10 protein-coding genes are annotated in these 13,958 nt (G+C 70.9%); 3 read left to right on the top strand and 7 right to left on the bottom strand.

What is annotated here, in order from left to right; all coding sequences use genetic code 11:
- The 3 genes from F6W97_RS11900 to F6W97_RS11890 all read right to left on the bottom strand — a co-directional run.
- Positions 1–1,687, bottom strand: a 1,687-nt coding sequence (locus tag F6W97_RS11900; protein WP_155370306.1) for a polysaccharide lyase 8 family protein, incomplete at its 3' end; no start/stop codon positions are given.
- A gap of 185 nt (positions 1,688–1,872) precedes the next feature.
- On the bottom strand, positions 1,873–3,603 hold the full coding sequence (locus tag F6W97_RS11895) for a DUF2264 domain-containing protein (RefSeq protein WP_269059679.1): 1,731 nt from the start codon (positions 3,601–3,603) through the stop codon (positions 1,873–1,875).
- A gap of 4 nt (positions 3,604–3,607) precedes the next feature.
- The gene (locus F6W97_RS11890) at positions 3,608–3,826 is read right to left on the bottom strand and encodes a hypothetical protein (protein WP_155370304.1); all 219 of its coding nucleotides are present in this window, start codon (positions 3,824–3,826) and stop codon (positions 3,608–3,610) included.
- A gap of 94 nt (positions 3,827–3,920) precedes the next feature.
- On the opposite strand from F6W97_RS11890, the gene F6W97_RS11885 reads away from it, so the two are divergent.
- Positions 3,921–5,495 (top strand): dolichyl-phosphate-mannose--protein mannosyltransferase, encoded by a 1,575-nt coding sequence (locus tag F6W97_RS11885; protein WP_230686600.1) that lies wholly within the window; start codon positions 3,921–3,923, stop codon positions 5,493–5,495.
- Here the strand turns inward: F6W97_RS11885 and F6W97_RS11880 are convergent, their stop codons facing one another.
- A complete protein-coding gene (locus tag F6W97_RS11880; protein WP_155370302.1) occupies positions 5,496–6,407 on the bottom strand; it encodes a transglycosylase SLT domain-containing protein in 912 nt (303 codons plus the stop codon). It lies immediately after the preceding gene.
- A gap of 118 nt (positions 6,408–6,525) precedes the next feature.
- On the opposite strand from F6W97_RS11880, the gene F6W97_RS11875 reads away from it, so the two are divergent.
- Complete coding sequence (locus F6W97_RS11875) at positions 6,526–7,146, top strand: L-threonylcarbamoyladenylate synthase (protein WP_155370301.1); 621 nt, start codon at positions 6,526–6,528, stop codon at positions 7,144–7,146.
- Positions 7,147–7,256: 110 nt separating this feature from the next.
- Here F6W97_RS11875 and F6W97_RS11870 read toward each other — a convergent pair whose 3' ends face one another.
- Positions 7,257–7,604 (bottom strand): GNAT family N-acetyltransferase, encoded by a 348-nt coding sequence (locus F6W97_RS11870; protein ID WP_155370300.1) that lies wholly within the window; start codon positions 7,602–7,604, stop codon positions 7,257–7,259.
- Positions 7,605–7,781: 177 nt separating this feature from the next.
- Complete coding sequence (locus F6W97_RS11865; protein ID WP_155370299.1) at positions 7,782–8,615, bottom strand: hypothetical protein; 834 nt, start codon at positions 8,613–8,615, stop codon at positions 7,782–7,784.
- A gap of 64 nt (positions 8,616–8,679) precedes the next feature.
- Between F6W97_RS11865 and F6W97_RS11860 the strand changes: the two genes are divergently transcribed.
- On the top strand, positions 8,680–12,312 hold the full coding sequence (locus tag F6W97_RS11860; RefSeq protein ID WP_155370298.1) for a HEAT repeat domain-containing protein: 3,633 nt from the start codon (positions 8,680–8,682) through the stop codon (positions 12,310–12,312).
- Positions 12,313–12,418: 106 nt separating this feature from the next.
- On the opposite strand, the gene F6W97_RS11855 is transcribed toward F6W97_RS11860, so the two are convergent.
- Complete coding sequence (locus F6W97_RS11855) at positions 12,419–13,897, bottom strand: MFS transporter (protein WP_155370297.1); 1,479 nt, start codon at positions 13,895–13,897, stop codon at positions 12,419–12,421.
- Between the last annotated feature and the right edge of the window lie 61 nt (positions 13,898–13,958).

Here is a 13,958-nt window from a genome sequence, read left to right as displayed (position 1 = left end):
CGACGATGGTCTCGACGGCGACGCCGTCGGTGCTGGTGATGCCCGCGCCGAGGCAGACGATGCCGTCGTCGAGGCAGAACCAGGACTTCTTGGCCTGCAGCGTGGACTCCAGGCCGCGGGTGTCCTGCCCGATGGCCGCGTACACGCCGTCGGACGCGCCGCCGACCCAAACCGTGCCGGGGTTCGACGCGCCCCAGATGCCGCCCGCCCCGTCGGCGAGGGTCTTCTTCGACACCGTGGTGCCCGGTAGCCGGTACGGGTCGACGGTCGGCCAGAAGGCGTCGGAGTACTGCCCGTTGCCCCAGGTCGCACCCCAGTACGACAACATGCCGTTGCCGGTGTGCCAGCCCTTGAGGTTCTCCCCGTTGCCGGTCTCGTAGTAGGTGGTGCGCTGCGAGCACAGGTTCAGCGAGGCGGCCCAGCCCGTCCGGCGGTGCACGGCCCGGTCCATCGCCGCGAACAGGCGGTGGTTGACCGGTTCCGCGCTCGCGGTGATCGCCGCGTTGTCGCGTACGCCCAGGCAGCGGGCCAGCGCGGGCACGCCCATGGTGCGGTCGTCGGCGAGATTGCCCCAGTACTCGCGCTGGATCCAGCCCTTGACCATGCCCCGCCACGTGGCGGCCTCGGCGGGGGAGGCGGCGTCGGCGAGCGTCAGGATGCTGTTGGTGATGCCGTGGCCGCGTACGTGGTCGTCGCCCTGCACGCCGAGCAGGTCCTGCACGGCCAGGCCGCGGCTGATGGCACGGCCGCTGACGCCGTCCATCATCAGGCCGTTGTACATGAACGGGGCCCAGGCCCGGGTCACCGCGTCGAAGATGATCTGCCGGTGGGGGTCGGCGACGGCCCAGGTCGAGCCGGACAGCAGCCCGAACAGGCCGCCGAGGCCGCCGAGCAGCACCGCGCCGTAGCTGCCCGCGTACGGCACGACGGTGTGCTGGAGGTAGGAGCCGTCCTCGAAGATGCCGTCGCCGGTGCGGACGTACTCGAACACGGCGGACAGCCCGTCGCGGGCTTCGGTGACCTTGGCGGCGTTCTTGCCGAGGATGCCGCGCCGGGCGATGACGACGCAGATGTCGACCCGGTTCGCGCCGGTGCTTGCGCCGCCGTTGAGCATCGGCGCGACGTACGGCGTGAAGTGGTCGACGGCGGCCAGCCAGTTGCTGATCTGCGTCGGCGTGAGCACGTCGTAGACGAGCGCCATCACGTCCATCAGCGTCTGCGGTGCGCCGATGTTCCAGTGGTACCAGTTGCCGTAGTAGGTGGTCGACGGGTTGTACACCTTGGTGTGCAGGTGGTCCAGACCGGTGACGACCTCGGCACGGACGGCGGTGTTGCCGGTCAGGCCGGTGCCGGGCTGCGCATACGCCAGTGCCATGGTCTTCAGTCGGCCGTAGCTGTTGCTGATGGAGGCCGGGTCGCTCAGCGGCAGGTCGGGCCAGAGCGCCGCGCCGGCCGGCGTCATCGTGGCACGCCGCTGCGCGGCCTGGGCGCCGATGTCGGCCAGCCGGGAGGCGTAGGGCTCGACGGCCGGGTCGAAGCCGGTGCCGGTGATCGTGTCGCGGTAGCGCAGGCGCAGGGTGTCGAACTCGTCCGCGGCGTACGCGGCGGAGCCGAGTGCGGGCAGCGCGATGGCGCCGAGCGCGGAAACGCCACCCGCTTGGAGCAGGCGGCGGCGGGACAGCTGCATGGGTCGTCCTCTTTACGGCAGAGCTACATCGATCTTTCGTAAACGTTTCCCCCGATGAGTACGCAGACCATAATGCACGTGTCCCCCGTCACACAACCTCACTCCAGTAACCGTTATCTGCCCCGGGGCGAAGGAAGGGCACCTTCACATCGCTATGCGATGTAGAAGGTGCCCTTCCCATCAGTTCAGTGGCGGCGGACGGTGACGATGCAGGTCAGGTGGTGGGTTCCGGCCTCCAGCTCCGCGGTGAGCATCGGCAGCGCGGTGCGGCCGAACAGCACGTTGCCACCCGCCGTCGGCACCAGCACCTGCCCGGCGCGGGGCGCGCTGCTGCCCTGGTCGGCGACGGACGAGACGACACCGTCCGAAGCAACCTCGGCCCGCCCGGCGTCTTCGACCGCTCCCGCGGGAGCATGGCCCGCCGCGGTCCACGGCACGCAGAAGCCGGTCTCGGCCGTCTGCAGCGTCCGGGCCGTGACGACCTCGTGGGTGCGCCGGTGCCCGCCGCCCTCGAAGCGCAGCGTGGTCCGCACTGTGACGTCCGGCCACGGGTGCCAGGTCAACAGCAGCGTGTCGCCGTCGAGCACGCAGTCGCCGCGCTCGCGGACCCGCCAGTGCATCCCGTCCTCGCTGAGCGCCAGCGCGCTGTCGTATGCCCCGTGCCCCAGCCCTTCACCACCGGTCGGGACGCTGAACCCGGCCAGCGTCGAGTACGCGAACTTCGCCGCCTTCGCGGTGCCGCCCCGCGCCCACACGTACGCCTCCTGCCCGCAAAGCGCCGTGACGTCCCCGTCGGCATCATGGCTGACCAGCATCGACGGCGCGGGCTGCAACTCCACGCGGGCTCGGCGGCCGGCGGGCGCGGGCTCGGCGGTCCAGAAGGGATGCTCGGCGGGCACGGCCAGGGCGGCGAAGAACTTCGTGCCCCAGTACGGCGACCCGCCGCCCATGTACTGCTCGACCACGCCGGTGTTCGGGTAGCGGTAGCCGACGCTGAGCAGGCCGTCACGGTCGAGGATCGGCTGCTCCCACCACCAGGCCAGGTGCCGTTCGGCCAGGCCGCGGGCGTGCGCCCAGGGGACGGCTTCGAGATCGGCGACCGGCAGTGTGGCCCAGAACGCGCCCTGTGCGAAGCGGTAGCCGAGGCTGCGGCCGTATGGCAGGGCGGAGCCGTCGGCGGCGAACCAGTGCTGGAACTGCGCCGCGAACGCGGTGGCGCGCTCGCGTACCCGCTGCGCCCGCTGCTCGTCGAGCACGCCCAGGCCCAGCAGCTGCAGGCCGTAGTAGTGGAAGCCGAACGGGTTGTAGTAGTCGCGCTGCTGGCCCTGGCCGTCGAAGTACCAGCCGTCGACGGTGGCGAACTCGTCGAGGCGGTCCAGGTGCGCCCCGATCACGGCCTCGTCGACGGCGACGCCGACAGCGCGCAGCCCGGTGGCGGCCAGGACCGGGAAGAAGTGCCAGTTGTTGTCGACCGGCTCGGCGGCCGCGGCCGTGGACAGCCACGCCGCGAGGTCGTCGCGCTGGGTTCCGGTGAGCGGATCCCACAGCTCGTGCGGGGCGACGGCCAGCGCGTAACCTACCGCCGCCGACTCGACGAGCCGCTGGTTGCGGTCGAAGGGCGGGCCCGCGTACCAGGGATGGCCCGGGTCGACGGCGGCCGTGAGCGCGCCACGGACCTCCTCCCATTGCCGGGGCGCCTGGCCGCCGCCGGCGGCGTGCGCGGCCAGGCCCCACAGCGGCCGGGTGACCAGCTCGAACCAGGTCGCCCCCGGGTCGTTGGTGGACGGGGTCGCCGGCTGGTGCGCCGGGCCGCGGGACGCGAGCTCCGTCGCCGGCGCGACCAGCCGTGTCATCGCCGCCGACCAACCAGCGCGGCCGGGCCGGAGTGCTGCGTGCAGGTCCCGGGGTGTCGGCATGCGATCACGCGTCCGGTCGGTCGGCGGGCGCCTCGCCGTCATCGGGATCCAGCACGAAACTGAAGGGCCGCATCCCGGACAGGAAGTCGAAGGCGTCGGGGTCGACCGGCACCCGCCCTTCGGCACCCGCCGCCTTGGCGGTGCCGGAAGGCCTGCTGACGACGGCGGTGCCGTCGGCCCATTCGTCCAGCTGCAGGTCGCCTATCACTTCGTCCAGCACCACGCCGCCTCTCCGTCGGGTTCAAAGACTAAGGGCCTGCGCAAGTGCCGGGCCGGGCGGTCAACCGGTGCCGGACCGGCCGGATACGATGCGCCGCATGACGCAGACGGCCCGTGTGCCGCGCCCACGGCAGGCGCTCGCCGAACCCGCCCCGCCGTCCGGACCCGCCGCCCGGGTCCCCGACGTGGTACGCCGTCGGCTGTCACCGGCCCTGCTCGACCCCTACGCCTGGCCCGCCGCGCTGTTCGTGACCCTGCTCGCCGGCCTGATTCGGCTGAACGACCTGGCCAACCCGCCGGGCAAGATGTTCGACGAGACCTACTACGCCACCGACGCCCACTGGTTGTGGGAAAAGGGCTTCGAGTGGAACGAGAAGGACAACACGACCGGCTACGTCGTACACCCGCCGCTCGGCAAATGGCTCATCGGACTCGGTGAGCAGGTCTTCGGCTACAACGAACTGGGCTGGCGCATCTCCGCCGCGGTCTTCGGCACCCTTTCGGTGCTGCTGCTGACCCGCATCGCGATGCGCATGTTCGGCTCCGTCGTGCTCGGCTGCGCCGCCGGGCTGCTGATGACGTTCGACGGCATGCACTTCGTGCTGTCGCGGGTCGCGATGCTCGACATCTTCCTGATGTTCTTCATCCTGGCCGCGTTCGGCGCACTGGTGCTCGACCGCGACCAGCGCCGCACCCGCTGGCTGCGCTTCCTCGCCGACGGCGGCGACCCGCAGGCCAGGGGACGGCGCAGCCGCCCGCCGGGCGCGGTGCCGTGGTGGCGGCTGGCCGCGGCCCTGCTGTTCGGGTGCGCGCTGGCGGTGAAGTGGTCGGCGCTGGCGTTCACGCCGGTGCTCGTGCTGCTGGTGCTGTGGTGGGAGGCGGGTGCGCGGCGCAGCGCCGGGGTGCGCCACCCGATCCGGGACACGATCCTCGACGAGACCGGCTGGCTGCTGGCGGGGCTGCCCCTGACGTTCGGGGTGTACCTGGCGAGCTGGACCGGCTGGCTGTCCACCGACGGCGGCTACGCCCGGCACTACCTGCGCGACAGCGGCCAGGACGAGCCGCCGTTCTGGGGCGCGCTGCGCAACCTCATGCAGTACCACGAGCTGGCGTACGGCTCCCACCAGGCGATCACCGAGGCGCACAGCTACCAGTCCGTGGGCGAGTGGGCCCCGATCCAGTGGCTGCTGCTGGGCCGGCCGGTGCTGTTCTACCGCAGCGAGTCGCTGCCCTGCGGCGCGGACAAGTGCATGGCCGACGTGCTGCTGCTCGGCACACCGCTGCTGTGGTGGGCGTTCATCCCCGCGCTGCTGGCCGCGATCTGGTTCGGGTTCGCCCGCCGCGACTGGCGCGCCGGGGCCGTGCTGGCGATGACCGCGGCCGCGCTGGTGCCGTGGTTCTTCTTCCCGGCGCGCACGATGTTCTACTTCTACGCCCTGCCCGCCGAGCCGTTCCTGATCCTCGCCGTGGTGTTCGTGCTCGGCGCGGCCATGTCCCCGCCACCGGGCCGACCCGGCGACCCCGACCGGCAGCTGTTCGGGGCCGTCATGGCGGGCGTGTTCGTGCTGCTGGTCGCCGTCGTGTTCGCGTACTACCACCCGATCTACACGGGCGGTTCGCTGCCGTACGAGGACTGGAGCCGGCGCATCCTGCTCGGCAACCTGTGGATCTGATCAGTACCGCTCCATCAGCGCCCGGACGTTGGCCACGTACGGCGCGTTGGGATACCACACCTCGTCACCGTCGTTGATCTCCTTGTCGACGGCGTTCTGCCCGTAGTTGTAGGCCGAGATGACCGCGTTGAGCAGGCACCATTCCTTGCTGTCGGCGACGGCCGGGTCGCGGCGGCAGTCGTCCTCGCGCAGCGTGTAGTCCGGCGTGCAGGCCGGGGCGGGGGACACCGCCGGGTCCGGCTCCTCGCAGCCGATGCCGTACTTCATCCCGAAGTACCGGATCAGCCACTGCAGGTAGGCCGAGCCCAGCACCGTGTTGCCCTGGAGCGTGTTGACGTCCTCGTCGAGGGTGAACGGGGAGTCGTCGTTGAGCCACGTCGCGGTGCTCGACATGACCTGCATCGTGCCGATGCCGCCGTCGCACGCGATGATGGCCGACTGCCAGCCGCTCTCCTGCATCGCCACGGCTTTGATCAGCTTCGGCGGCAGGGTGACCTGCGAGACCGTCCAGAACTTACGGGCCGCGGCGGACTCCAGCGCCGCCTCGACGTCGGCCTTGGGCGCGTTCGTGCCCTTGTAGGTCGGGCACTTGACGCCCGACGGCGTCGACGCCGGCTTGGGCGCGGGCGGCGGCGGGCCGGGCAGGTCCACCTTCTTCGGGCTCGGCTTGGGCTTGGGCTTCGGCTTGGGTGACTTCGACGGCGACGGTTTCACTGAGGGCGACGGGCTCGGCGAGGCCTCCGCCGACTCGCTCGGCCCGGCCGGCTCGTCGGTGGCGAACACCGCGTTCGGGCGCGGCTCGGCACCGGTCTCCGGGTCACCGCCACGGTCCAGGACCAGCACCACGCCGGCCAGCACCGCGGCGACCACGGTCAAGGTGCCGACGACGGCATGCGTACGCGTGAAGCGCATTGGTTTTCCTCCCCAGGGATCCCAAGGCGGCCGAGCCTAGTGCACCTCGACGCCGGCCGTGCGCCCGTGCCTGCGAGTGCGCCGGGCACGGCCGCCCGCGGAGGACTAGTCTCAGCGTGTGGCCAGGTATTTCGACGTGCACCCGGACAACCCGCAAGCCCGCTCCATCCGGCAGGTCGTCGACATCGTGCGGGAGGGCGGGCTGATCGCCTACCCCACCGACTCGTGCTTCGCCTTCGGCTGCAAGCTGGGCGACAAGGACGGGCTGGACCGCATCCGCGACATCCGCAAACTCGACGAGCGGCACCACTTCACCCTGGTCTGCCGCGACTTCGCCCAGCTCGGGCAGTTCGTCAAGATAGACAACTCGGTGTTCCGGCTGATCAAGGCGGCGACGCCAGGCAGCTACACCTTCATCCTGCCGGCGCTGCGCGAGGTGCCACGCCGCATGCTGCACCCGAAGAAGCACACCGTCGGCGTACGCATCCCCGACCACCCGGTGGTCCAGGCCCTGCTGGAGGAACTCGGCGAGCCGCTGGTCTCCAGCACCCTGCTGCTGCCCGGCGACACCGAGCCGATGACCCAGGGCTGGGAGATCAAGGAGCGCCTCGACCACCTGATCGACGCCGTCATCGACTCCGGCGACTGCGGCACCGAACCCACCACGGTCGTCGACTTCTCCGAAGACGAACCCGTGATCCTCCGCATAGGCGCCGGCGACCCCACCCGCTTCGAATGAAAGCAAGGGCACCTTCACATCGCCATAGGTAGAGGAAGGTGCCCTTCTTAACGCCACTGCGCGCTGACCTGCGCTGCCGGCGACCTTCGTCCCAGGCCTCGTCAGGGCCGTCATCGACGTGGGGTCGCCGAATGAACCAGCGGCTTGGCGAACCCGTGGCGGGCGTACGGGTTGTCGTTGTAGGCGGGGATCTCCTGGTAGCCCGAGGTGCGGTAGAGCCGGATCGCCTCGGTGAGGGTGCGGTTGGTGTCGAGCCGCACGGAGTCGGCTCCGGCGGCCGCCGCGTGCCGTTCCAGTTCACCCATGATGCGGCGGCCCACGCCGAGGCCGCGCACGGACTCCGAGACCCAGACGCGCTTGATCTCGGCGGGTTCGCCGGGGTGCAGACGCAGCGCGCCGCAGCCCACCGGTTCGGCAGACAGGGTGGCGACCAGGAACAGTCCGTGCGGGGGCGTCATCTCGTCCTCGTCGACGCCACTGCGCGTGGGGTCGAATCCGCCGTCGGCGGAACCCGTGATGACCAGTAACGGGCGCGGCGACAGGCCGACGCGGATGAGCGTGCGATGGTCGCGGAAAAGCAAACGGTGCGCGTGGTCGTCCACGCGCACCGTCGAGCAGTGGCTCGTGCCGTCGGGTCAGACCGTGGCGGCCTTCTTGCGGGCGGTACGGATCCAGCCGTACGCGGTGTGTCGCGGCACGTCGTAGTGGTCGGCGATGACGCTGGCACTGTCACCGGCCTGGCGCAGCACCTGCTCGAAGTCCTCCGGCAGCTTGCGGTAGCTGCGGCTGGCACCGCTCGGGCGGCCGCTGTCCGGGGTGGACGAGGCGGCCTTCTTCGCCGTGGCCTTGGCCGGGGCCGCCTTCTTCTCCCGCGCCGCGGCCGCGGCGTTGCGCGCGGACGCCTTGGCCCGCGCCGCCTTCGCCGCAGCGGGCTTCGCCGCAGCGGGCTCTGCCGCGCCGGGCTTGGCGGTGCCGGTCTTGGCCACTCGTGCCTTGCCCGCGGACTTGCCGGTGTCGGACTTGCCTTCAGCCTTCGCGTCGGCCTTGGCAATCGCGGCAACGGCGGCCTCGGTCACCACGGGTGCGGCCGGGGTTTCCGCCGCGTAGGCAGCCGGTGCCGCCTTGACTGCGGGACGCTTGCGGCCTGCCGCCTTCGTCGCGACGGGCTCGCCCTCGGCCGGGGCCTGCATCTCCAGCTCACCGGGCACGGCGGCGGGCACGGCCGGGGTACGCCGGGACGGCTTGGCCGGTGCGGCTGCCGGGGCTGCCCCGGACGTCGCCGCGAGCACCGCGGTGACGAGCTGGTTCAGGTCGAGCACAGGCAGATCGCCGGGCGTCAGGCTGCCGCCGGAGCCGGCCGACAGGCGCAGCTCGCGCACCGTGGTCGCGGCCCCGTCGAGGTCGAGCCGGATCGTCGTGACGGCCTGAGCGGGGTCGTCAGGCGTGATGGTGACGGTGTACGAAGTCATTGCGCGCGGCCTCCATGCCTGACGCCGCCGGCGTGCGTCCCCGTCGCGCGCGTCGGCTCTGGCCGTGAGAATTGTTCGCGCCAAGGTACTGCACAAACGTCATTCCACCAAATCACCGGGGGTGCCTTCGGGTCGGTCGTGCGGACCAATCGATGGGGTGATGCCGGTTCTGTGGGATCTGCTGGATGATGTCCAAATGCGACTCATGTCCCGGGCGACCTGGTGGTATGCCGCAGCGGCACTCGTTGTCGCGGGAACGGTGACCCTGATGGTCCGGCTGGTGCTCTTCCTGGTCGGGCAGACACTCGGCGACGCGGACAGCTGGATGAGCGTCGCCGGCGGCCTGACGGCTCTGCTCGGTGTGGCGGTGGGATCAGCGGGCTGGCTGCTCCACCGGGGTCGTTCGGCACACGAGCAGGAGGCCGGATCGGCCGGCCGGACAGCCGGCTGGGAGGCCGCGCGCCAGGCCTACCGAACAGCGGTGCGCAGGCGCTTCCAGAGCATCGACCTGGAGGTGCTGACACCGCTGTCGGAGCAGGACGACCACCCGCCCCTGCGGCTGGGTGAGATCTTCGTCGGCCAGCTCGTGAGAAGCGATCCACCGACCGTCGAGCTACCCCGCGAGCTGATGCTGCGCCTGGCCCAGGACGACCTCCAGGACCTGCGTGACCTACCACCCGACGTGGACCGGGCACTGCTGGCCGACGTACGCAAGGCATACACCCAGCGCCCGCCGGTCCAGGCGCTGGAACTGCTCGCCGGTGAGGGTGCGCGCCTGGTTCTGCTGGGCGATCCGGGCGCGGGCAAGACCACGCTGACGAAGTATGTCGTCTACACGCTCAGCGGCCAGGTGCAGCCGACGGATCCGCTGGCGCCGCTGGCCGGATGGCTGCCGCTGCTCGTCGAACTGCGCGCGTTCTCCCGCGTGCTGAGCGCCGACCCGGTGGACGCGTTCGCCCGGTACTGGCAGCAGCGGCACGCCGAGGGAACCGGGCTGCCCCCGGAGGACCTGGCACATCACCTGCGCACCGACGGCCGGGCGGTGGTCTTCTTCGACGGGCTCGACGAGGTGTTCGAACCCGAACTGCGCAACCTCGTGGAACGGCACATCGTCGGCTTCGCCGACGCCCATCCACAGGCTCGGGTCGTGGTCACCTCCCGTCCCGTCGGATACCAGGGCGAGGACCTGAGGACGGCCGGTTTCGCCAAAGCCAAGATCCAGGATCTCGACGACGGGCAGGTCCGCGATTTCGTGACCCGGTGGTATCAGGTGACCTGCCGGGCCGACCCCGCACAGGGCGAGCAGCTCGCAGGCCGTCTGCTCAACGCCATCGGCAACTCCACGGCCGTGGCCGAGATCGCCGGGAACCCGATGCTGCTCACGATCCTCGCCATCATCGGGCGGCGGCGGGCCCTGCCGCGCGACCGGAGCAGCGTCTTCGAGCACGCGGTCACGGTGATGGTCGAGCACTGGGACCCGAGCAAGTTCCTGAACCAGGAACTGCCGTCGGCGAACCTGCCCTACCTGGACGCCACCGACAAGCTGGAGCTGCTGCGCCTGGTCGCCCGGCGGATGCAGGACAGCCCGGCCGGGCTGTCGGGCAACTTCATCAGCGGCCACGATCTGACCGGCGAGTTCGCCGCCTTCCTGCGGGAACGGGACCCCGGCCACGTGCCGCTCGACAAGGCCAAGCAGGCGGCCGCGTCCATGCTTCAGCAGTTCCGGGACCGCAACTTCATCCTGAGCCGATTCGGCGGCAACGTGTACGGATTCGTGCACCGGTCCTTCCTGGAGTACCTCGCCGCCGCGGACATCGTGGACCGTTTCCATCGCACCCGGGAGCTCACCGAGGACCAGCTCGTCGACCTCTTCCAGCGCCGCTGGCAGGACCCGGCCTGGCAGGAGGTGCTGTTGCTGATCACCGGTATGCTGGGCGAGAGCACCGCCGAGCGCTGCATCCTCAGCCTGCTCGACCGGAACCCGCACTGGGCCGTTCGACATGAGGCTTCGCCGACCCACCTCGCGCTCGCCGTGCGGTGCCTGGCGGAGGTGCGCAGGCTGAGCCGGTTGACCCTGGCCGGTCCTGCCGTGTTCCGTCACCTCATCCACGCGCTGGAGGTGCTCTCCTTCACGGCGAAGACCAACCTGCTCGGCGGCGGGGCGGCTGTGAGCGGCACGATCGTGCCGACGGTTGCCGGGCTGGGGACTGCGCTGCCAGGTTGGGAGGGCTACCTCGACTGGTTCCATCGTCGGGTGTGGGACCTGGCCGACGCCGGCGCCGTGCCGGCCGCGGTGCTGGCAAACGCCTGCCGCGAGCCCGGTGCGAGCACAGACCACCTCGTCGAACTCGCGTTCCGGCACCCGGTGACCGACGTCCGCCTCAGCGCGATCGAGGCGCTGCGGGCGCAGCGTCGCCGTCCTGTTCCGCTGGCGAGACTGCGCGAACTCGTCGCGCAGGAGCCCGGGTTGTACGTCCGCACCGCGGCGCTGTCGCTGATCGGGGTCGGGTGGCACGGGGATGCCGACGCGTTGTCTTTCCTGCGTGGCGTGGCCGCCGGTGACGGAGACGTCGCTGCACGTATCGCTGCGGTCAGGGCGATCGGGGCCGGATGGCGAGGCGAGCCCGCCTCGTTCGAGTTCTTGCGCGACCTCGCGCAGAACGCCGAGGAACGATTCCTGCGAATCGCGGCCGTCGTGGCGATCGGGTCGGGCTGGCAGCTGCATCCGGGTGCGCTTGAGTCGGTCAGAAACCTCATAGCCGCGGCCGACGACATCGATGTCCTGGTGACCGCGGTCCAGACCCTCGAAGCGGGCTGGCCCGATGACACAGGGACCTTTCCACTGCTGCACAAGGTCGCAGTCGGACGCGGTGAGCCGATCGTGCGCGCGGCGGCGGTCGTCGCGGTGGCCTCCCGACGCCGACGACGCGACCTGCTGGAGCTGTTGCGACGCCTGGCGGTGGACGAACCGAGTTTCGCGGTGCGCCGATCCGCGCTGACCGCGATCGGCGAGTGCTGGCTTGACGACCCCGGCACCTTGCCGTTGACGCTGGAGATCGCGGCACGCGACCCTGATGAGAACGTCCGATCCGAGGCGGCGTCCGTCATGGGTCGCGGTGGCAGGGGCAATGCCGAGGTGCTGGCGTCGTTGCACAGGATGGTGGCGAGCGAGGGAAGCTCGATCGTGCGGCAGGCGGCGATGCGGGCGATCGTGGAGGGCTGGCCGACAGATGCGGGCACGCTGCCGATGCTGCGCGATCGGGCGTTGCACGAGGAGAACTGGTGGACGCAGGCCGAAGCGGTGAACACGCTGGCACGCGATTGGCGTGGCGACGCCAGGACACTTCCTGCGCTGCAGGCGCTGTCGAGGTTGACGGGACCTTCGGAGGGGTTCCTGGAGATCGGGCCGTCGATCGTCAGCGCGGCGGCGATGCGTGCGGTGGCCGCCGGTTGGCATGACGAGGGGCAGACGCCGGTCATGCTGCGGGAAGTGGCCGTGGCGGACGTCGAGGAGTTCAATCGCAAGGTCGCCATAGCGCTGCTCGCCCTGGGCTGGTGGGACGACGAGCGCACGTTGTCCCTGTTGCGGCAGCTTGCGGTCGCTGACCAGGATGAATCGGTACGCGAGATCGCACACACGGCGGTGAGGGTGGCGACCGGCGTGCCGGCCACGGTCGACTGCGACGATCAGGCGTAGTCCGCGCGAGGATCCCGTGCCGGGGGACGCCGGGCAAACGGGACATCGGCCTGTGAAGATCGTAAGTGCGGTGCGGGCCGGACCGGGCCCGCACCGCAAGGTGTCTTCAGACCAGCGCGCCCTCGCGTTCGGGTGTCGCCGCCACGGTGGCCTCGGCCGACGTGGGCAGCTCGTTCGTGCGGGCCTTGCGGGGGAGCAGGAACGCCAGGCCGAAGGCGACCACCGTCAGCGCGATCGCCACCAGCGTCACCCGCTGCGAGGCGTGCAGGAACCCGGCGGCCTGCCCGGTGGCCCCGGCCGCGGTGAAGAACACGGTGCCCAGCGCGGCAACCCCCAGCGAAGACCCGAGCTGCTGGACCGACTCCAGGATGCCGGAGGCCGAGCCGACCTCGTGGTCGGCGATGTCACCCATGATCACGTCGAACAGCGGCACGAAGATCATGCCCATGCCCAGGCCGTACACGAACAGCGGCAACGCCAGGCTCCACCCGCCGATGCCGGTGCCGTACGCGGAGAACATGGCGTAGAGCAGGATCAGGCCGACGGTCATCAGGGCCAGGCCCAGGTGCAGGATGCGCCGTCCGAGTCTCGCCATCGCCCCGGCGCTGAAGCCCGAGCCGAGGAACGCGCCGACCGCCCACGCGGACATGGTCACGCTCGCCCGCACCGGGCTGTAGCCGAGGCCGAGCTGCAGGAACAGGCCGACGGCGAGCGAGAAGCCGACGATCGCGCCGAAGAACACCAGCACGAACAGCGTGCCCGAGGTGTACGAGCGCTTGGCGAACACGCTCAGCTCGACCAGTGGCGTACGCCCGGATGCCTGGCGGCGGCGCTGGTGGGCGGCGAACACGCCGAGCACCACGACCGACGTGGCCAGCATGACCCAGGTCCACGCGGGCCAGCCGTGCTCGCGGCCCTGCATCAGCGGAAAGACCAGCAGGAACATGCCCGCGGCGGCCAGCAGTGCGCCGACCGTGTCCAGCCGCCGGGCCCGCGCGGGGCTGATCCCCGCCGGCAGCGTACGCAGACCGACGATCAATGCGAACAGCCCCAGCGGCAGGTTGATCGCGAACACCATGCGCCAGCCCGTGCCGAACAGGTCGGCGTCGACGAGCACCCCGGACACCACCGGGCCGAGGATGGTCGACAGTCCGATGGCCGGGCCGAACACCCCGAACGCCTTGCCGAAGTCGGCGGGTCCGAACAGGTCGCGGATCAGGCCGAAGCCCTGCGGGATCATGACGGCGCCGAACAGGCCCTGCGCGACCCGCGCGCCGATCAGCGACTCCGGCGACCAGGCTGAAGCGCACAACGCCGACGCGGCGACGAAGCCGACGACGCCGATGAGCAGCACCCGGCGGCGACCGAACATGTCGCCGAGCCGGCCACCGACCAGCAGGCCCACCGCCAGCGCCAGGGTGTATCCGGCGGCGATCCACTGCAGGTCGCCGTAGGTGCCGTGCAGGTCGGCCAGGATCGACGGGGCGGCCACGTTGACCACGGTCGAGTCGAGCAGGTTCATGAGGGTCGCGGCGAGGATCGCCATGAGGCCGAGCCAGCGGCGGCCGTTGCTGATGTTCTCCATGCCGATGACCCTGCCAGGCCATTAGGAACAGTTCGTTCCTAATGGCCTGGCATTATCGGAA

Source organism: Catellatospora vulcania, from assembly GCF_009720385.1.
Taxonomy (GTDB): domain Bacteria; phylum Actinomycetota; class Actinomycetes; order Mycobacteriales; family Micromonosporaceae; genus Catellatospora; species Catellatospora vulcania.
The sequence above is the reverse complement of the archived record's forward strand: the minus strand, read 5'-3'. Positions and strand labels throughout refer to the sequence as shown.

What these genes read in the sequence shown, in the direction of transcription:
- F6W97_RS11895 (WP_269059679.1), bottom strand. Translation starts at nt 3,603, where the DNA reads ATGCCGACACCCCGGGACCTGCACGCAGCACTCCGGCCCGGCCGCGCT.
- F6W97_RS11885 (WP_230686600.1), top strand. Translation starts at nt 3,921, where the DNA reads ATGACGCAGACGGCCCGTGTGCCGCGCCCACGGCAGGCGCTCGCCGAA.
- F6W97_RS11880 (WP_155370302.1), bottom strand. Translation starts at nt 6,407, where the DNA reads ATGCGCTTCACGCGTACGCATGCCGTCGTCGGCACCTTGACCGTGGTC.
- F6W97_RS11870 (WP_155370300.1), bottom strand. Translation starts at nt 7,604, where the DNA reads ATGACGCCCCCGCACGGACTGTTCCTGGTCGCCACCCTGTCTGCCGAA.
- F6W97_RS11865 (WP_155370299.1), bottom strand. Translation starts at nt 8,615, where the DNA reads ATGACTTCGTACACCGTCACCATCACGCCTGACGACCCCGCTCAGGCC.
- F6W97_RS11855 (WP_155370297.1), bottom strand. Translation starts at nt 13,897, where the DNA reads ATGGAGAACATCAGCAACGGCCGCCGCTGGCTCGGCCTCATGGCGATC.